Origin of the sequence: Collinsella sp. LCP21S3_A3 (assembly GCF_052118905.1) — a bacterium.
GTDB lineage: Bacteria > Actinomycetota > Coriobacteriia > Coriobacteriales > Coriobacteriaceae > Collinsella.
Genome location: NZ_JBQKGH010000003.1, coordinates 136,417 through 153,252 on the forward strand (window position 1 = coordinate 136,417; position 16,836 = coordinate 153,252).

The following is a 16,836-nucleotide window of genomic DNA, read 5'->3' on the forward strand; positions in this document are numbered from 1 at the left end:
AGTCAACATGAACCTGCTCGAGATGATCGGCGACGGCGTCAACATTAAGCCGACCGGTGCCAACCACAAGATCGTGATTGACGGCAAGCCCGAGATGTATCCCGTTTACAGCATTAAGCTCGAGTTCCTGCGCTACAACGTGCAGAACGACCGTATCGCCTCCTGGATCAGCCGCTACAAGGCCGAGCATGGCGAGGGCGCGTTTAACGAGCTGGACGTCGCGGCCTGCAACGACATCATTGAGGGTTTTATCGTCGACAGCAACAAGGATGCTATCGAAAAGACGCAGCGTAGCATTGCCCTGCGTTCGCAAGAGCGCCCCGGCGTGGTGCTGGCCGACGGCCTGATCGTCGATGGCAACCGCCGCTTTACCTGCCTGCGTCGTCTTGCCGCCGAAAACCCAAGCTTTGGTTGGTTTGAGGCTGTCATTTTGCCTGAGAGCCTGGGTAACGATTCCAAGAAGATCAAGATGCTGGAGCTTTCGATCCAGCATGGCGAGGAAGAAAAGGTCGGCTACGATCCCGTCGACCGCCTGGTGGGCATCTACAACGACATCATCAGCTCAAACTTGCTCTCGAAGGAGGAGTACGCCCAGTGCATTGGCGTTGAGCCCAAGGAGCTCGAGAAGGAGATTGTAAAAGCCCGCTATATGAACGAGTTCCTGGAGTTTGCCAACGCCAAGGACCAGTTCCACCTGGCGCGCGAGCTCAAGGTCGCCGGCGTTATCAACGAACTGCAGGGCGTCCTTAAAAAGTGCAAGAGCGACGATCAGGAAGAGGACGTTAAGAACATCGTCTTTGCCAACATGATTACCGAGCCGCAGGGCGACATCGTGCGCTTTGTCCGTAAGATCAAGCCGATTTTGGAGGGCCCCGACGCGGATCGCTTTATCGAGCGCGAAAACGAGCTGGCCTTTGAGGTCGCCGAGCGCCTGAAGAACAAAGAGATCGTAACCTCGACCGACATCGCCGAGATTCGCGACGATGTTCAACTGGCGACAGCCTTCCGTGAGGTTATGGAGTCGGCCGAGAACACCACCAAGATGAACAAGGCCCTCAAGTCGCCTTCGCTCTCGATCATCCGCGCCATCAGGGATCTTGATCAGGTGGAGGAATCGACCTTTGGCTTGCTGCCTGCGGACGAGATTGCCAATATCGCCGCCGAGGTTGCCAAGCTCGAGGCCAGGGTGCATATGATCAAAGACAAGATTGCGTACAAGATGGGCGGCGAGGAAGCCTAAATGAAGCTGCGCCTCTCGTATAGCGACGGCATTTCCGTCGTGCCGCTCGACATGACAGTTGAGCAGCTGCGTCGCGAGCCGGTCTGGAAGATTCGGCTTTCGGCACTGCGCCGCTATGCGCCGAGCTATCGAGAGACGGACGTGCTCTTTTCTCTGGGGATTGACGACCCGGGCGCCAAGCGCATCGTTGAGCTGCTGCAGCGGGCGGCAAGCTTTGGTGTGGAGTGCCAGGTGGACCCGGACCTGCTGCGAGGCCTTACGGCGCGTGAGGACTATCTGCGCGAGAAGGCGCGCGTGGGTCTGCTGATCAAGGCACACGATGAGTCGGTGGCCGATCGCTTTGATGAGTTCCGCCGCGCCGAGGACACCCTGATGGAACGCCCGCTTAAGGACCGCCAGCTGTGGGACGCGTTCTTTATGAGCGCCATGGGCCGCAGCGCCAACTTTTCCGTTCCCGGTTCGGGCAAGACGGCTTCGGTCCTGGGCACGTTTGCGTACCTGCGCGAGCGTGACCTGGTCGATCGCATCATCGTGCTTTCGCCCAAAAACGCTTTTGGCTCGTGGCGTGATGAATGGTCGGCTTGCTTTGGCGCCGACCGCCCGCTTCGTTCGCTGTGCTTTCACGACCCCGAGTTTCGCGGTCGTTCCACGCGCGACAAGTACAGCACTCTGCTGTTTGACTACAAGCGCTACGACATGATCCTACTCAACTACGAGTCGGTCGCGCTGGGGGAGGCGGCCGCGCGCATTGCGGCCGATCGCGCCCTGGTGGTATTTGACGAGGTGCACAAGGTGAAGCGTGTGGGCGGCAAGCGCGCAGCGAGTGCGGTGCAGATTGCCGCGGCGGCGCCGTATTTTATCGCGCTTACCGGTACGCCGATCCCCAACTCGTTTGAGGACCTGTACAACCTGCTCCACTGCCTGTGGCCGCGCGACTACAACTGGTACTTTGGCATGAGCGCCAATGCCCTTAAGTCGACGAGTGAGGACGACGTTAAGCATATCAATGAGTCCATCGCGCCGTTCTTTTGTCGTACGAACAAGCATCAGCTGGGCGTACCCCGGGCCAACGAGGACCATCTGGTCGATGTGCCGGTGGAACGCTGGGAGCAGGAGCTGTTCCAAAAGGTGCTGCGCACGCTTTCGGGCGAGCCGTTCGAGATGATTATTCGCCTGCTGCAGCTTTCGTCCGACCCGCGCATGCTGGCCGAGGACCTGAGCGCCGGCGACTATGCCGACTTGTTTGATGGCGAGGTGCAGACGGGCGCCGGCAAAGCGCTGGAAGGCCTGCAGGTGGATGACCGGCCCACAGCCAAGATGGTCGCCTGTCTGGATCTGGTCGCGTCGCTGGTAGCCCAGGGCAAGTCAGTCATCGTGTGGTGCATCTTTAAGCGCAGCATCCGCAATGTGGTGCGCGAACTGCGCGAGCACGGCATTACGGCCCGCGCTATTAGTGGGTCGACCGATATGCCCGCGCGCGCCCGCGTCATCGATTCGTTTAAGGCGGGGGAGACGAGCGTGCTGGTCACCAACCCGCACACGCTGGCCGAGTCGGTCTCGCTCCACGACGTGTGCCACGACGCCGTCTACTTTGAGTGCAGCTACAACCTGGTGCACTTGCTGCAGTCCAAGGATCGCATTCACCGCCTGGGCCTGTCGCAAGAGCAATACACGCAGTACCACTACCTGCGCGCCGTGTACGAGCGCCGCGACGGACCGTGGTCGCTCGACCGCAACATTTACGAGCGCCTGCAGTACAAGGAGCAGGTCATGCTCGATTCGATCGACCGCGGCACGCTGGAGCCCGGCTATACCGACGAGCGCGATCTGGAACTGGTGTTTAAGGGTCTTTTTGATGACGAGGAACAGCGTAACGAGATCAACGACCACGACGCCGCGGACGATACGCAAGAACGCAAGGAGATGTAAACGATGCAGAAAGCCTTTCCCATCTTTGCCGTGGAGCTGTTTTGCGACGGCTGGCTGTTCTTAACGCATTCCGATGTGACGTGGGATGGGTCGTCGCACGCCGTTAAGCGCATTCGTATCAATGCTGACAAAAGTGAACGGCTCCTGAGCCATGCGCGCGAGCATTTTACGGATGTTCCGAGCAACATCGATTTGTGCCAATACGTCGGTGCCACGCTAGAAGAGCTCGAGAAGCATGCCGAGCCGGTTGTTCCCCGCGACGTTGTTTCGTCCCGTCTGCAGTTGCTGTTTGAGGGCGACTTGACGCCGATTACGCTGGTGCAGCTCATGTGTGTGGGCGACTGGATTTCGGTGCGTCAAGGCAATGAGGGCGAGATCCGCGTTACCTACGACGAGCGCTTGGCTCAGCAGATTTCTGGGTTCGGCCTGTTTATGGCGAGCTTTGTCGAGTCGCTTTGCTCACAGAGCACTATGTTGAGTGACGGATCGGTTGCCACGGTGTTCGAGGCAAGGCCGGCAACGGAGCCGGGTATATGCGCGTTTTTGGAGATGGGTGATGCGGTTTCCGCGGAGCCCGGACCCGAGGATGCGCTCGGTGTTGAACCGGAGCCCGAGCCTGAGCCAGAGCCTGCACCGGAACCTGCTCCCAAGCCCTCTGCAAAAGAGCAAGAAAAGCTGCGCATCGCAAGGGAGGTAAAGGCCGCGCGCGACAAGATGGAAGAGCTCGACAAGGCACGTGTTGCTTTGCTCAACCAGCTGCTTGTGCTGCGCCATAAGCATGAGCAGCTTTCTGATCAAAGTGGTTGGAGGGCAATTGTCGAGATGGAGGAAGTCGGCAGGCAGGTCAAAGATCTCAGCAGCCATGTCGACCAGATTGACAAGCAGCTGAGCGACGCGCGCCTTGCCTACGCCGAGACCCGCGCAGCGTCGCTGCAAGCGCTCAAGGAACTGGGTCAGTAAGGCAGCAACAACCCTCACGACCTCGTACTTAAACGGTATCATTGGAAGGCATGTTTGCATCGCCCCGATGCAAATAAAAAGGTCCGAACCCTTGGAGTGTGTCCTGTGGATAACACCGAAAAAATATCACTGGGAGGCGTGCTCACGCGCGAGCAGTTTTTGCTGCCCGAGATGCGTATCGTCGCCGCGTTGCGTCTTGATGGCGTGAGCGACGACGAGATCATCGCGCGCGTTAAGCACGACAACCTGTTTCAGTATCCCACCGAGCGCATGCTCGCTGATCGCGCCCGCGTGTGCCTGCGCCGCTTTGATGCCGTGGCGCTCGACGAGGCGCAGTGCGCTGCCCGCGGTATCGACAAAGACACCGCCGATCAAGCGGTCACGCGCATCATGGACCTCATCGCCAACGGCATGCCCGACCAGGCGGCCCAAGCCAACCTGTTTGCCATGATGTGCCGCTACACCATGGTCCGCGAGCTCATCCAGGTGGAGATTGGCGAGCGCATGGCCAGCTTCGACTACAACTTTACCGACGTTGACCTTAACGCGTTTGTCACCCGTTTTCAGGTTGAGCACGCCGAGGCCGTCAAATGGTCCGATGCTACGCTGGGACGTATAAAAAGCACCCTGCGCCAGATTCTGCGCAGCGCCGGTTTTAAGGCATCGCAGCGAACCGATACGCTCCAGCCCCTGCTGTTGGACCCCGACGTGGAACAGGCCATCCGCGACCTGGGCGACATGGACGCTCTGGCCGCACTCACCGGGCAGGTGATGTAGACATGGCAATAAACCAGCCGCACATTCGCCCGCGCAACCGCGCCGAGCGCATACATGAGGACTTTGACCATCGCCGCGAGGCGCTGCGCGAGCGCCTGCAAGACCAGGATTTCTTGGCCAACAAGGGCATCGGTAACGAGATTGGCTTCTATACGTTTTGCTACGATCCTTCGCTGGAGTTTGAGTGCCGCGCCTACGTGGACGAGCTCATGGCAGATGCCCAGGCCGGCAAGCTGCCGTGTAATCTGCAGGTCTTTAACCTGTACGACGTGATGCTCGATATCTGCGAGCAGCGCCGCATCCTTCGTGCGATTCCCCGCCGCGAGGCAAAGGTCGGCTCGGAGGCCCAGATCAAAGAGCTCCAGAAGCCCTGCAGCTCCAAGAGCTTTGCCCAGTACCTCTTGGAGCATACCCAGCCGCATCAGCCCGGCGACGTGATCTTGCTCACGGGTGTGGGCGAGGTCTTTCCGCTACTGCGCGTGCACAACCTGCTCAACGACATGCTTGCCGATTTTGGCACCGTGCCCGTCGTCGTCATGTATCCCGGCAGCTTTGATGGCCGCCAGCTCAAGTTGTTCAACAAAGAGAACGCCAGCAACTACTACCGCGCGTTCGATATTTCTTAGGAGCGACAGATGATTATCCAAGACCTGTTTTCCAAGGACATCAACCGTTCCATCAACGGCGTCGTTAAGGTGCAGGATGCCAGCGACGAATCGGTGCGCCAGGAGCTTGACGAGTACGTGGTGACGCGCGAGCTGCAGGGTCATTTTGCGCACTTCTTCGAGGCGTACGATAAGGCGCTCGATGTTCCCACCGACAACATGGGCGTGTGGATCAGCGGCTTCTTTGGCTCCGGTAAATCGCACTTCCTCAAGATGCTCTCGTATCTGCTGCAAAACGATGAGATTGCCGGCAAGCGCGCCGTCGATTACTTTGATGGCAAGATTTCCGATCCCATCGTGGCCGCTCGGGTTCGTCGTTGCTGCGAGGTTCCCACCGAGGCGATCCTGTTTAACATCGACAGCAAGGGCGGCCAGTGGAAAGAGGGCGACACCTCGCGCACGGCCCTGCTGCGCGCCTTTGAGCGCGTGTTCTTTGAGCACCTGGGCTTTTTTGGCGAGGATCTAAAGCTCGCACGCCTAGAGCAGCATATCGACAGCAAGGGTAAGACGCAGGAGTTCCGCGCTGCCTACGAGCGCATTGGCGGCGGCAACTGGCTCGAGGACCGCGAGAGCTATAGCTACTTTGAGGACGACATTGTCGAGGCCCTGCAAGAGGTCCTGGGCATGAGCGAGCAGGCTGCGCGCCACTGGTTCGACGGTACCGAGGACGACGCCATCGCTGCCGACACCTTTGCCAAGATGGTCAAGCAGTATGCCGACAAGCGCGCCGAGGAGTGCGGCGGCGAGTTCCGCCTGCTGTTCATGGCCGACGAGGTGGGTCAGTTTATTGGCTCCGATGCCGACATGAGCACCAGCCTTATGCTGTCGCTGCAGACGCTCGTCGAGGAGCTGGGCAGCCGTTGCGGTGGCCGCGTGTGGGTTATGGTGACCAGCCAGGAGGCCATCGACGAGGTCGCCATGATCGTGGGCGACGACTTCTCCAAGATTCAGGGTCGCTTTAACACACGCCTTTCGCTCTCCAGCTCCAGCGTGGACGAGGTTATCCAGCGCCGCGTGCTGCAAAAGAACGATGCCGCCTCGGCAAAGCTCCAGCAGAACTATGAGGCCCAGAGCACCGTGCTCAAAAACGTATTCTCCTTTGACGGTTCGCGCGGCGACCTGATTGGCTATGCCAGCCGCAACGACTTTACGGCCAGCTACCCGTTTGTGAACTACCAGTTTAAGGTGCTGCCCGACGTTATGACCGAGGTGCGCAAGCACGGCGTCAAGGCCAAGCATATGTCCACGGGCGAGCGCTCCATGCTCTCGGCCTTCCAGGAATCGGCCCAGGCCATTCAGGACCAAGAGGTAGGCGCCCTGGTGCCGTTCTGGCGCTTCTTCGATACCATCGCCAAGGACCTGGAGCACGGCGTGATCCAGGTGGTCACGCGCGCCGAGCGCGCAGCCGAGGATGGCCATGGTCTTAAGACCGAGGACGTTAAGGTCCTAAAGCTGCTGTATCTGATCCGCTATATCGACTACATCAAGTCCAACGTCGAGAACATCTCCATCCTTATGGTCGACGGCATGGACGTGGACAAGGCCGCCCTTAAGGACCGCGTTAAGGAGTCGCTCGACCGCCTGGTGCGCGAGAACTACGTGGCACGTCAGGGCGATGCGTACAACTTCCTCACCGACGAGGAGCAGGATATCTCGCGCGCCATTAGCGAGACGCCGGTAGATGCCGCCCTGATTATCGAGGGCATTAAAAAGTCGCTCTTTAGCGGCATCTATACGGCTACCAAGCTGCGCGTGGGCGCCAACGACTTTCCCTTCGACCGCTATGTAGACGACTCGGTCTATGGTGTGGCCCAGGGCGGCATGAAGCTCAACGTAGTCACGGTGGCAGATGACCTCTCGCGTGCCGACGATGCCGAGCTCGCCGTCAAGTCGGCCAATATCGCGCTGGTGGTGCTGGCAGACGACATCGACTACTTCGACGATCTGCAGAATGTGGCTAAGATCCGTAAGTATCGCAAGACCATCAATACCGAGGCCCTGGCGCCTTCGACTCAGCAGATTATCCAGGCAAAGATGAAAGAGGCTACTTTCGTTGAGCGCGAGGCAGCCAAACTGCTGGAGGAGGCCGTGCTGCATGCCCGTGTGGCTGTGAATGGTTCCATGGTTAACATTCGCGCCACCAAGCCCGCCGATGTGTTTGACCAGGCCCTGTCAAAGCTGACGGATGCCATCTTTACCAAGGCCGACTACATCGCCGACCCCGCCAAGACCGACGAGGACATTCGCGCCACGCTGCGCGGTGCCAACCAGGTGGCGCTCGACGGTCAGAGCTCCCAGAACGCCCGCGCCGAGAAGGAGGTCGCGGACTTTTTGCATGCCCAGACGCGCCTGTCGCTGAATACGACCATGGGTGACCTGCAGCGTAAGTTCCAGGGTGCCCCCTATGGTTGGCGCGAAATCGACATTGCCAACGTGGTGGCACAGCTGGTGGTTTCGCAGCGTGCGATCATTACGGCTGCCGGCGCCAATGTTGCTCCTGCCGATTCGCGTATGGTTACCTTCCTGCGCAAGGATGCTGACAAGGCCCAGGTGCGCGAGCGCGTTAAGATGAGCGATGAGCTCATCAAGAAGGTCAACAGGGTGCTGCGCGAGACCTTCGATGCCAAGCGTGATATTTCCAACGAGGACGAGCTTACCGCCACGGTGGTCGAAACGCTTACGGGCTACAAGAACGAGTGCGTGGAGCTCACGAACAACAACTTTACGGGCTTGGCCCCAGCCTGCCCGTACCCGGGCCTAAAGGTGCTGGAAGATGGCATTACGCTGACCACGCGCCTGCTGGACAACCAGAACGATGCCCAGGCGCTCTTCAATGCTTTCGTAAAGGCACAAGACGATTTGGACGATTGGAAAGAGGGCTACGACCAGGTCGTGTTCTTCTTTGAGAGCCAAAAGCCCGTCTTTGATAAGGCCGTTGCGTTTATGGGCCTTATGAAGGACGAGGGCTTCTACATGGACTCTAACGCCCAGGCGGTTGAGGCCAACAAGCGTATTGAGCAGATTCTTAAGAGTCCGCGTCCGTACCGCGAGATCTGCAAGCTCCATGACCTGATGGAGCCCGTCATGGCTGCCCATAAGCAGATGGTCGATGCCAAGCGCAAGGAGATGCTGGACGACATAACCGCACAGATGGCCCAGGTGCACGAATATGCCCAGAGCCAGGACGGCTATGCCAAGCTGGCCGAGCGCGCCATCGAGGACGCCGGCCGCATGGCCAAGTCGTTCGAGGGCCGTGCGCACAGCGCCACCAAGGCCAGTGAGCTTGCCGCGTTCAAGCAGCAGCTGATTGAGTATTGCGATCGCGCATGCGAGAACATCGATAAAGCTATCGATGAGGAGAAGGCCCGCCAGCAGCGTGAGAGCCGATTCGTAGAAGTCACGCCCAACGGTGAGACCGTTACTACGATCAAAGACCCGGGCAACGATGCTTCGGCGACCGTCGAGCCTGCACCCGCTCCTGCTCCCAAGAGGATTAAAAAGCTGCGCCTGGCCGACCTGGGCGAGCGCAAAAAGCTACAGAGCGAAAGCGATATCGATGCCTACCTTGCCCAGCTCCGTGTGCGCCTGCTTGCCGAGTTGCAGGGCAACGACGCCATCCGCCTGAGCTAACCAAGGACCACCGGGGAAGGGGAGGCCGCCATGAACGATACCGCCATCAAGAACTACTGCATCTGGGCCCGCAACGAGCTCATCGCCGGCGTCGAGGCCCGCATGAGGCTCTACGGCGTGGCCGAGGGCGCCGAGCCCGCCGGCGCGACGGCGGTGGGAGGGCGCGCCCTGTCCCCGGAGGAGACCGGGTGGCGCGACGCCCTGCTGCGAGCCGCGGCAGAGGAGGGCTTCGACCACCTTCGCGACCGCGCCGCCTACACCTGGTTCAACCGCATCGCCGCCGTGCGCTACATGGAGGTCCACGACTTCCTGCCCTCCCGCGTGCGCATGTTCACCCGCCCCGCGGCGGACGGCTCCTGGGGGCTGGGCAGCCAGGCCGCGGACGAGGCGCTCGACGTGGAGATCGAGGGGGCGGACCCGGTGCGCGTCGCCGAGCTCAAGCAGGCTGGCGAGGACGGGCCGCTGTTCCGCTACCTGTTCCTGGCCCAGTGCGCCGAGCTCTCCGGGTGCCTGCCCGGCGTGTTCCAGCCCGTGGACGAGTGCATGGCGCTGCTGCTGCCGGCCAACCTCATGGATGCGGACGGCGTCATCGGCCGCATGGTGGGCGACATCGACGAGGCCGACTGGGAGGACGTCCAGGTCCTGGGATGGATGTACCAGTACTACAACTCCGAGGTCAAGGACGCCTTCTTCGCCTCCAAGGCCAAGGAGGCCCCCGACACCATCGGCCCCGCCACCCAGCTGTTCACGCCCGACTGGATTGTGCGCTACATGGTGCAGAACTCGCTGGGGCGCCTGTGGATGCTCAACAACCCCGGAAGCCCGCTTCGCGACGAGATGGAGTACTACATCGAGCCCGACTCCGAGCACGAGGGCTTCATCAAGATTAACGGCCCCGAGGACATCTCGCTTTGCGACCCGGCGTGCGGCTCGGGCCACATCCTGGTCTATGCCTTCGAGCTGCTGGCCAAGATGTACCTGGAGCGCGGCTACCGCGAGCGCGAGATCCCCGGGCTCGTCCTGTCCAGGAACCTGCACGGCATGGAGATCGACCCCCGCGCCGCCCAGATCGCGCGCCTGGCCCTGGCCATGTGCGCCCGTGAGCTGGACCGCCGCTTCTTCGGTCGCGGCGTGCAGGCCGACATCGCCGTGCTCGCCCCGGTGGCGCTGGGGGAGGGCGACGTGCCGCGGGGCAGCGCGCTCGAGAAGAGGAAGGACCTCCTCGACGCCCTGGCGCACCTGGACGAGGTGGGCTCGCTGCTCGCCCCGGGCGAGGACGACCTCGCCGCGGTCCGCGAGGCGATAGCGCTCACCGGCGCCGACGGCCTGTTCGGCAGCAGCTCCAAGGAGAAGCTCCAGCGCGCCCTTTCCACCTGTGAGATCCTGGCCCGCCGCCACGACTGCGTCGTGGCCAACCCGCCCTACATGGGCAGCTCCAGCTTCGGCCCCTTCATGTCCAAGTGGGTCAAGAAGAGCTACCCCGACGTCAAGAGCGACCTGTTCTCCAGCTTTGTCGTCCGCATGTTCGATCTCGCCAAAGACCATGGCGAGTGCGGTGTCATGTCGCCCTTCGTCTGGATGTTCATCGGAAGCTACGAGAAGCTCCGCAACGAGATTATCGACAACAGAACGCTGACTTCCCTTATCCAGCTCGAGTACTCGGGTTTCGCTGGCGCGACTGTGCCCATCTGCACCTACACGTTCCACAACTCATTCATCAAGGGCTACAAGGGCGGCTACGTGCGCCTTTCGGACTTCGTTGGTGCTTCCGTCCAGGCTCCCAAGGCCCTCGAGGCGATCAAGAACCCCGACTGCGGCTGGTTCTACCGCCGCGACGCCGAGACCTTCAAGCAGATCCCCGGCACCCCCATCGCCTACTGGGCCAGCGATGCCCTGCTTGACACATTTGCTAATAATCCCCAAATTTCTGACGTCGCCTTTCCTAAACAAGGGTCAACTTTAGGCAACAATGATTTATTTTTACGTCGATGGTACGAGGTGTCTGAGGGTTCATCGCGCTGGTTTCCGTGCATGAAGGGCGGTGAGTTTCGAAGGTGGTACGGGAATCAGACATATGTGGTTGACTGGGCTGACGATGGTAGGGCCGTTAGAAACCTTGGACGAGCAACAATAAGAAATAAAGAATATCTCTTTAAGAGGGGATTGACATGGTCCAACATCAGTTCTTCTCTTGCTGCGTTTCGATTGATGCCGGATGGTTTCTTTTTCGAGAGCTCGGGGACTGCCCTTTTTGCTACGTCTGAAATGCAATTAATTTACCTACTGGGCTACCTTAATTCCTCTGTGGCCAAGGAGATTAACGGAATGGTCAATCCGACGCTGCACTTCCAATCTGGCGATATAGGCAAACAGCCCTACGTTGAAGAATCTCACGATCCGGCGGTCCAACTGCTGGTCAAAAAATGCATTGCGGACTCTATTGCCGACTACGATTCGTTTGAAACCTCCTGGGATTTCAAGCGTCATCCGCTGCTGTAGGTGAATGGAATGAAGAAGACACTATTTCTCGGTAACGGGTTGTTTCGAGTTAGGACAGAATCTGAAAAGAAGGTTGGCTGCGAGGGTCGTGACAAAAGCTGGGCGGATTTGCTGGCGGAAATTGCTTTTCATGTCCAAGATGTTTTCAATAACGATAGGCCTATGCCCGTTGAATATGATCGACTGATTGCATCGCTGGTACGGAATCAAGACTCACTTAGGGACTATTATTCGCTCGAAGGACGCAATGACGCTTGGAAGCAGATTCTTAATCCAGACGATATGGTTAGGTCGGGCGATATGGAGCACCGCGTTAAGCGCTTTGTTGCCGGCTGGTTTAACGAACGGAGATATTGTGCTCCCGATGTATTGGATGCTGCGCTTAAGCTGAAAAACGATTTTGTTCTAACTTCTAATTACGATCTGAGGATTGAGAATCGCTACGAAGGTCTTAAGAAGTCTGGCTTATGTCTGTCTACTTATCCCGTCTTGCATATTCACGGTTCGATCGATGATGTTTCATCTGTCGTACTTGGGCAAAGTGATTATCTAAAGTCTGCTGTGAAAATGGATGAGGTAGTCCGTTCTTGGAACGGGTCCTTTTCAAGCTTCGTTGAGTGTGATTGGCCGCTTCTGTTCCTCGGCACAGATGTTTTTATTCTTGGATTTGGCTTCAGCCTAGATGAGATTGACTTATGGCATTTGCTGCATCTTCGCTCTCTCTGGTTTAAAGACCATCCGGACATCAAGCCTAATGCCATTAGATACTACAGCCTTTATCAATCTGAGAGTCCGTCGTTCCGTGTAAACGATCCTGCTCGTTATGATTTATTTTCAACATACGGAGTCAAGATTATCGATGTCCCCGTGTACAAAGGGGATTATGAAGAGGCCTATCGTGTGGCAATCGATTTAATTGCTGACGTCATGTATGCCGAAGACGATTAGATTGCGAATCGAATCCATTTTATGAATGGGATGTTGATGGAGCGTGCTTTTTCGCTATTTTAACTCGCGGTGTAAAATGAGGTTAGCTGAAAAACGGTTCAACCGTTTTGCAAGGGGGCTTCTCTTTATGGGACGCCCTCTATTTTTATGCCGCGCAAATCGGAAATTATTGCATTGCCAGCCGGTGCTTTTATTTGACCTCAACGGTCGTAGCCCAATACCTACCGCTCGCATTTGTTGCTCAACAAATAGCGAGGTTGATGGGCTAAGTTGATTGCAGCGTTGGACCAAAGCGGGGGAGCGGAGGGAGTCGAAGCCCTCCTTGAAAACGCCCCAAAGGAAGTTAAGTAGCTCCTGAAGTCTAAGCGAAAGGTTAATTCAAATGGATTTGGTGACTTCTTTTTTCCACCTGCTGTCCGATTATTGCGTTTGCTTTGACGATGGAATGATTACTTGGGATGGTCATCATCACGCTGCGACCGGTTTGCATGTCGATAACGAAAAGGTGCCCGAGCTTACCGAGTTTGCCACGCAGGGCGGCTTTGATGATTTGAATGATTACCTCAACTGCTTTGTCGACGGCTTTTTGAATAACCTGGTTGAGGCCGATGAGGATCTCATTGTTCCCAGGAGCGCAATCCACGAGGCGCTTTACCCTATGCTTCGAGAAGGGGATTTGACGGGCCTTGTTTTGGCTGATTTCTGCGGCTGTAACAAGGCACTCGTAATCGACAATCCGGCCCCCGATGCGTATTGCGTAATGTATGACACGCGAATCGCTCGCGGTATTCCGCAGTTCTTCAACTTGGTCACACGCATGCTTTGGGATATGCGCCAAGGGCTGCGTAGCCAGCAAGGCGCCTCGTTTAAGGTGACGTTTGTTGCGGCGAAGAACGTCGATCTATCCACGCTGGTCGTAGGCAACGTGACGGATGTTCCGGGCGTGCAGGAAAAGCCGGCAACGATGATGGTCTACTCTGCCCCGGCGATTCAGCTGGACACCTCGGCCTCAGACGGATGCGGCGCGGCGTCTGCCCCTGCGGGAGGGGAGCGGCCTGGTAACGCAGGCGGTGATAGGAAGGTTGCTGCAAGCGAGGGCGACCGCGTATGGGGTAATGCGTTTTCCGTGGCGCTTCCCGATGGCTGGATTGTCGATTCCGACCCCAGCCAAAAAGATACCTTTGTTTTAAGCCCCGCTTCGTCCAACAGGCGCATGGAAGGGGCTCAGGTTCTTTATTCGTGGCGCCCTGAAACACCAGAAGAAATGCGCATCATGGACCAGCTCGAGGTTCGTCGCGCCGTGATTAGGACCACCCACTTCCCTCCCATAAACAACATGGTTCCCAGAGGGCTTGAGTATCACGAAGTTCAGGGTGATGGGTGCATTGTCGCTGTCGTCCAGGTTGGCGTGGGACTTCCTGGCATGGATACGGGGATTGGCTTGGAGTTCTATGTCTACCCTCTATACCGTGACAACGACGGCATGCGCGTGACGTTCTATTCATGGGATCGGGATCGTGTTGATGAGGCCCGCACGTTTGTCGATGGACTCGCGTCGACCGTTCGTCTTAATAAGGTGGAGCCTCTCAGTTGGGACATTGCGTTTAAGAAATGCTTTGAAACTAAGGTCGAGCCCGAGGAGTTCAGGGAGCTTGCATTCCAGGGCGTTTCTCCTTTGATCACGATTCGCCAGAAGGTCTATACGTCAGCGGCATACGAGACTAGTTTGGTAGTCGGTAATACTAAGCTCGATCAGGAGAATGCCGGTTTAAAGGCTTTGGCTCAGCTTCATGTGGATTCCGAGCGTTATCTGGATCGCATTCTTGACGCGGTCGATGCCCAGGAGCGCCTCTACGGAAAAGAGAGCTCCGTATATCAGGACATTCGCTCTGCCGCAGCTAATGTTATTGATGTTGCTTTACTGAGGGCATCTAATTGCGACCTCGAAGACGGGCGTAACGCAGAGGCCATCCTTGCCCCTTCCGAGCACATGCGTGAGATTCGCGCCCGCATTGGACTGGACCCGGTGCCGGCGCCCGTTGCGCCGGAGAAGAAGGCCGCGCCGGAGAGTAAGGCGTCGGAGAAGAAGGATGCTGCGCCCGCCAAGGAGAAGAAGGTCGCTGCGCCGGCTGAGGAGAAGGTCGCTGAGCCTGCCAAGGATGAGAAGGCGGCTGCGCCTGAGAAAAAGAATGATGTGGTCATCGAGAAGAAAAAGGCCGAGGACGAGAAGCCTCAACCGTTTCAACCAAAGTCTTGGGCAGAGGACGAGACGAGGGATAGGGTTTACGCGCTTGCCGATCGATGCAATGAGATGCGCGGCGATTACTTTGACGCCAAAGTGAACAAGGCGAGGCGCCAGCGCGAGCTAGATTCGATTGTCGACGATTTGAATGAGGCAATCTCAAAATTCGATTACTTTCGGGACCTAGAGCGCAAACGAGAGCAGCTGGCAGAGCTAAGAAACAACCTTAATAATGAGGCCTCTAGCTGCGAGAAAGAGCTTCAGTCGTTTGGATTGTTCGACATTAGCAATAAACGTCAAGCAAAGAAGAAGCTCTCGGATCTTACCGAGCATATAGAAAAGGTCGATTCCAGCCTTAAGGCGATCGAGGTCAAACTCTCCAAGGGCTCAAGTAAGCTCGTCAAAGCAAAGGTCGATGAGTTGCGACAGCAAAAGGGCGATGCCCAGCTAGCGTTTAAAGAGGCCGAAGCGAACTTCGAACAAATAGAAGCCGAAAAGAAAGAGCGCAGGGCTAAGCTCGAAGCATTCTGTGCCAGCGTGCCAAAAAGTGACCGATTTGATGAATGCTATTGGGATGCCGATTGGCAGATGCGACAAGCGTACGATCGCAAGAGGAAGGCTAAGACCGATCCGGAAAACAAGCGGCTTGCGAAGCAGTTTGCGCAAACAGTTGACGTTGGGGAAGTATTTACTTTATATGACATGATGGACGCTGTTGACGGAATAGATACGTTCTCAAAAGCGGGCGTTGTTTGCTATATGTATGACAGGACTCATTCAGTAAAAAAGGTTGCTCCGATTAACAATCGCACTGCTTATATGTTGACCGATAAAAGGTTCATGGATATATGGGACGATTGATTTTGAAGCAGAAGTCGGATGTATTTTGCAGGGGGCATCTCTAGGGATGCCCCCTGTTTTTATGTCGAGCCTGCATTGGATCCACGCATAAAAAATGCCGGGGGACATCCCCCGGCTCTTGGAGGTCCCTCTATTCGAGGGTACCGATATCTTTATAGCAGAAGCTGCGCGCCGGGTCTACGCGAGACGTTTCGCCCGAATCTTTCTAAGATGATTTTTCTTGAAATCACGATAGTTTCCAAAGAAGATTTGCTCGGTATTTGATTGCTCGGAGTTTCCGAATTTAATTTGTGCCAGTTCGATTTCGCAGATATAGTCAGCAATTTGCTGAAGCCTGAACTGCTTCGGATCACATTCTTTGAAAATGACCGCTTGCTTTCCAAGAACGTATTCGAATGCAGCGTGAAGGACGGCTGTTACCTCGTTTTGCCCGTCATCGTAATAGATTTTGACAGCGTCATAGCTTTGGAAGGGCTGAAGTCTGTCGAACAAAAAGAGGATCAAGTCGCGACGCATTCTTGCGAACATAGTCGCATCACTTTTGAATTTGTTTCTTTGGTAACTGAGCGTCATGTATGTAATGGGGCATTTGTTTGCAAATACTGCAAAGCTCGCCAGAAGCCGATTGCGCAAGCGAGTGTCCATGGCTCCGTAGGATTCGTTGCCGTGCATCAGGGGGTTCATGTGTAGGGGGATATCGGGAAGTCCACGCGTTCTAAGCGTGTGTTCATAACGCTCGATAATTTCAGCAATTGATGCTGACTGGTCATGAAATACAAGCGTGACGAGATAGTATTTAGCGCTTTGCCCTCCGTAGTTGCCTGATTCGTCGACGAAGACGGAAAGCTCCCTCATGATGCAGTCTCCCTAAAAACAAAAATGCCGGGGGGATCCCCCGGCCCTTGACTGCCCTCCATAAAGGAACGCAACCCATTTATACCACGAGACGAGGAGTCTATTCAAGTAGGAATTATAATGACCAAACACATGTTCGTCAATCTGCCTGCGGTTTTAGGATAACGACAGACTTTTGGCATGAGATGGTGGGGACGCGCTCGTTCGTGTTGCTTTGAACCGGTTGATGC

The 16,836-nt window shown here is 56.9% G+C and carries 10 protein-coding genes; 9 read left to right on the forward strand and 1 reads right to left on the reverse strand.

Annotated features, from left to right (window positions below; genetic code table 11):
- Positions 1-7: 7 nt before the first annotated feature.
- The 9 genes from ACTQ0H_RS02640 to ACTQ0H_RS02680 all read left to right on the forward strand — a co-directional run bounded on the left by ACTQ0H_RS02640 (position 8) and on the right by ACTQ0H_RS02680 (position 15,751).
- On the forward strand, positions 8-1,240 hold the full coding sequence (locus tag ACTQ0H_RS02640) for a hypothetical protein (protein WP_441547748.1): 1,233 nt from the start codon (positions 8-10) through the stop codon (positions 1,238-1,240).
- Positions 1,241-3,169 (forward strand): SNF2-related protein, encoded by a 1,929-nt coding sequence (locus ACTQ0H_RS02645; protein WP_441547749.1) that lies wholly within the window; start codon positions 1,241-1,243, stop codon positions 3,167-3,169.
- A 3-nt stretch (positions 3,170-3,172) separates the two neighbouring features.
- Complete coding sequence (locus ACTQ0H_RS02650; RefSeq protein ID WP_441547750.1) at positions 3,173-4,129, forward strand: hypothetical protein; 957 nt, start codon at positions 3,173-3,175, stop codon at positions 4,127-4,129.
- Between the two features lie 105 nt (positions 4,130-4,234).
- Complete coding sequence (locus tag ACTQ0H_RS02655) at positions 4,235-4,906, forward strand: DUF1819 family protein (protein ID WP_441547751.1); 672 nt, start codon at positions 4,235-4,237, stop codon at positions 4,904-4,906.
- Between the two features lie 2 nt (positions 4,907-4,908).
- Positions 4,909-5,532, forward strand: coding sequence for a DUF1788 domain-containing protein (locus ACTQ0H_RS02660; protein ID WP_441547752.1), 624 nt, complete (start codon positions 4,909-4,911; stop codon positions 5,530-5,532).
- Positions 5,533-5,541: 9 nt separating this feature from the next.
- Positions 5,542-9,201 (forward strand): BREX system P-loop protein BrxC, encoded by a 3,660-nt coding sequence (brxC, locus tag ACTQ0H_RS02665; protein ID WP_441547753.1) that lies wholly within the window; start codon positions 5,542-5,544, stop codon positions 9,199-9,201.
- Positions 9,202-9,231: 30 nt separating this feature from the next.
- Positions 9,232-11,700 (forward strand): BREX-1 system adenine-specific DNA-methyltransferase PglX, encoded by a 2,469-nt coding sequence (pglX, locus tag ACTQ0H_RS02670; protein ID WP_441547754.1) that lies wholly within the window; start codon positions 9,232-9,234, stop codon positions 11,698-11,700.
- 9 nt (positions 11,701-11,709) lie between these two features.
- Complete coding sequence (locus ACTQ0H_RS02675) at positions 11,710-12,648, forward strand: hypothetical protein (RefSeq protein ID WP_441546824.1); 939 nt, start codon at positions 11,710-11,712, stop codon at positions 12,646-12,648.
- 382 nt (positions 12,649-13,030) lie between these two features.
- A complete protein-coding gene (locus ACTQ0H_RS02680; protein WP_441546825.1) occupies positions 13,031-15,751 on the forward strand; it encodes a hypothetical protein in 2,721 nt (906 codons plus the stop codon).
- Between the two features lie 177 nt (positions 15,752-15,928).
- On the opposite strand, the gene ACTQ0H_RS02685 is transcribed toward ACTQ0H_RS02680, so the two are convergent.
- Positions 15,929-16,606: a DUF3800 domain-containing protein gene (locus ACTQ0H_RS02685; RefSeq protein WP_441546826.1), complete on the reverse strand. Its 678-nt coding sequence runs from the start codon at positions 16,604-16,606 to the stop codon at positions 15,929-15,931.
- Positions 16,607-16,836: the final 230 nt, after the last annotated feature.

What these genes read in the sequence shown, in the direction of transcription:
- ACTQ0H_RS02675 (WP_441546824.1), top strand. Translation starts at nt 11,710, where the DNA reads ATGAAGAAGACACTATTTCTCGGTAACGGGTTGTTTCGAGTTAGGACA.
- ACTQ0H_RS02680 (WP_441546825.1), top strand. Translation starts at nt 13,031, where the DNA reads ATGGATTTGGTGACTTCTTTTTTCCACCTGCTGTCCGATTATTGCGTT.
- ACTQ0H_RS02640 (WP_441547748.1), top strand. Translation starts at nt 8, where the DNA reads ATGAACCTGCTCGAGATGATCGGCGACGGCGTCAACATTAAGCCGACC.
- ACTQ0H_RS02650 (WP_441547750.1), top strand. Translation starts at nt 3,173, where the DNA reads ATGCAGAAAGCCTTTCCCATCTTTGCCGTGGAGCTGTTTTGCGACGGC.
- ACTQ0H_RS02645 (WP_441547749.1), top strand. Translation starts at nt 1,241, where the DNA reads ATGAAGCTGCGCCTCTCGTATAGCGACGGCATTTCCGTCGTGCCGCTC.
- brxC (WP_441547753.1), top strand. Translation starts at nt 5,542, where the DNA reads ATGATTATCCAAGACCTGTTTTCCAAGGACATCAACCGTTCCATCAAC.
- ACTQ0H_RS02660 (WP_441547752.1), top strand. Translation starts at nt 4,909, where the DNA reads ATGGCAATAAACCAGCCGCACATTCGCCCGCGCAACCGCGCCGAGCGC.
- pglX (WP_441547754.1), top strand. Translation starts at nt 9,232, where the DNA reads ATGAACGATACCGCCATCAAGAACTACTGCATCTGGGCCCGCAACGAG.
- ACTQ0H_RS02685 (WP_441546826.1), bottom strand. Translation starts at nt 16,606, where the DNA reads ATGAGGGAGCTTTCCGTCTTCGTCGACGAATCAGGCAACTACGGAGGG.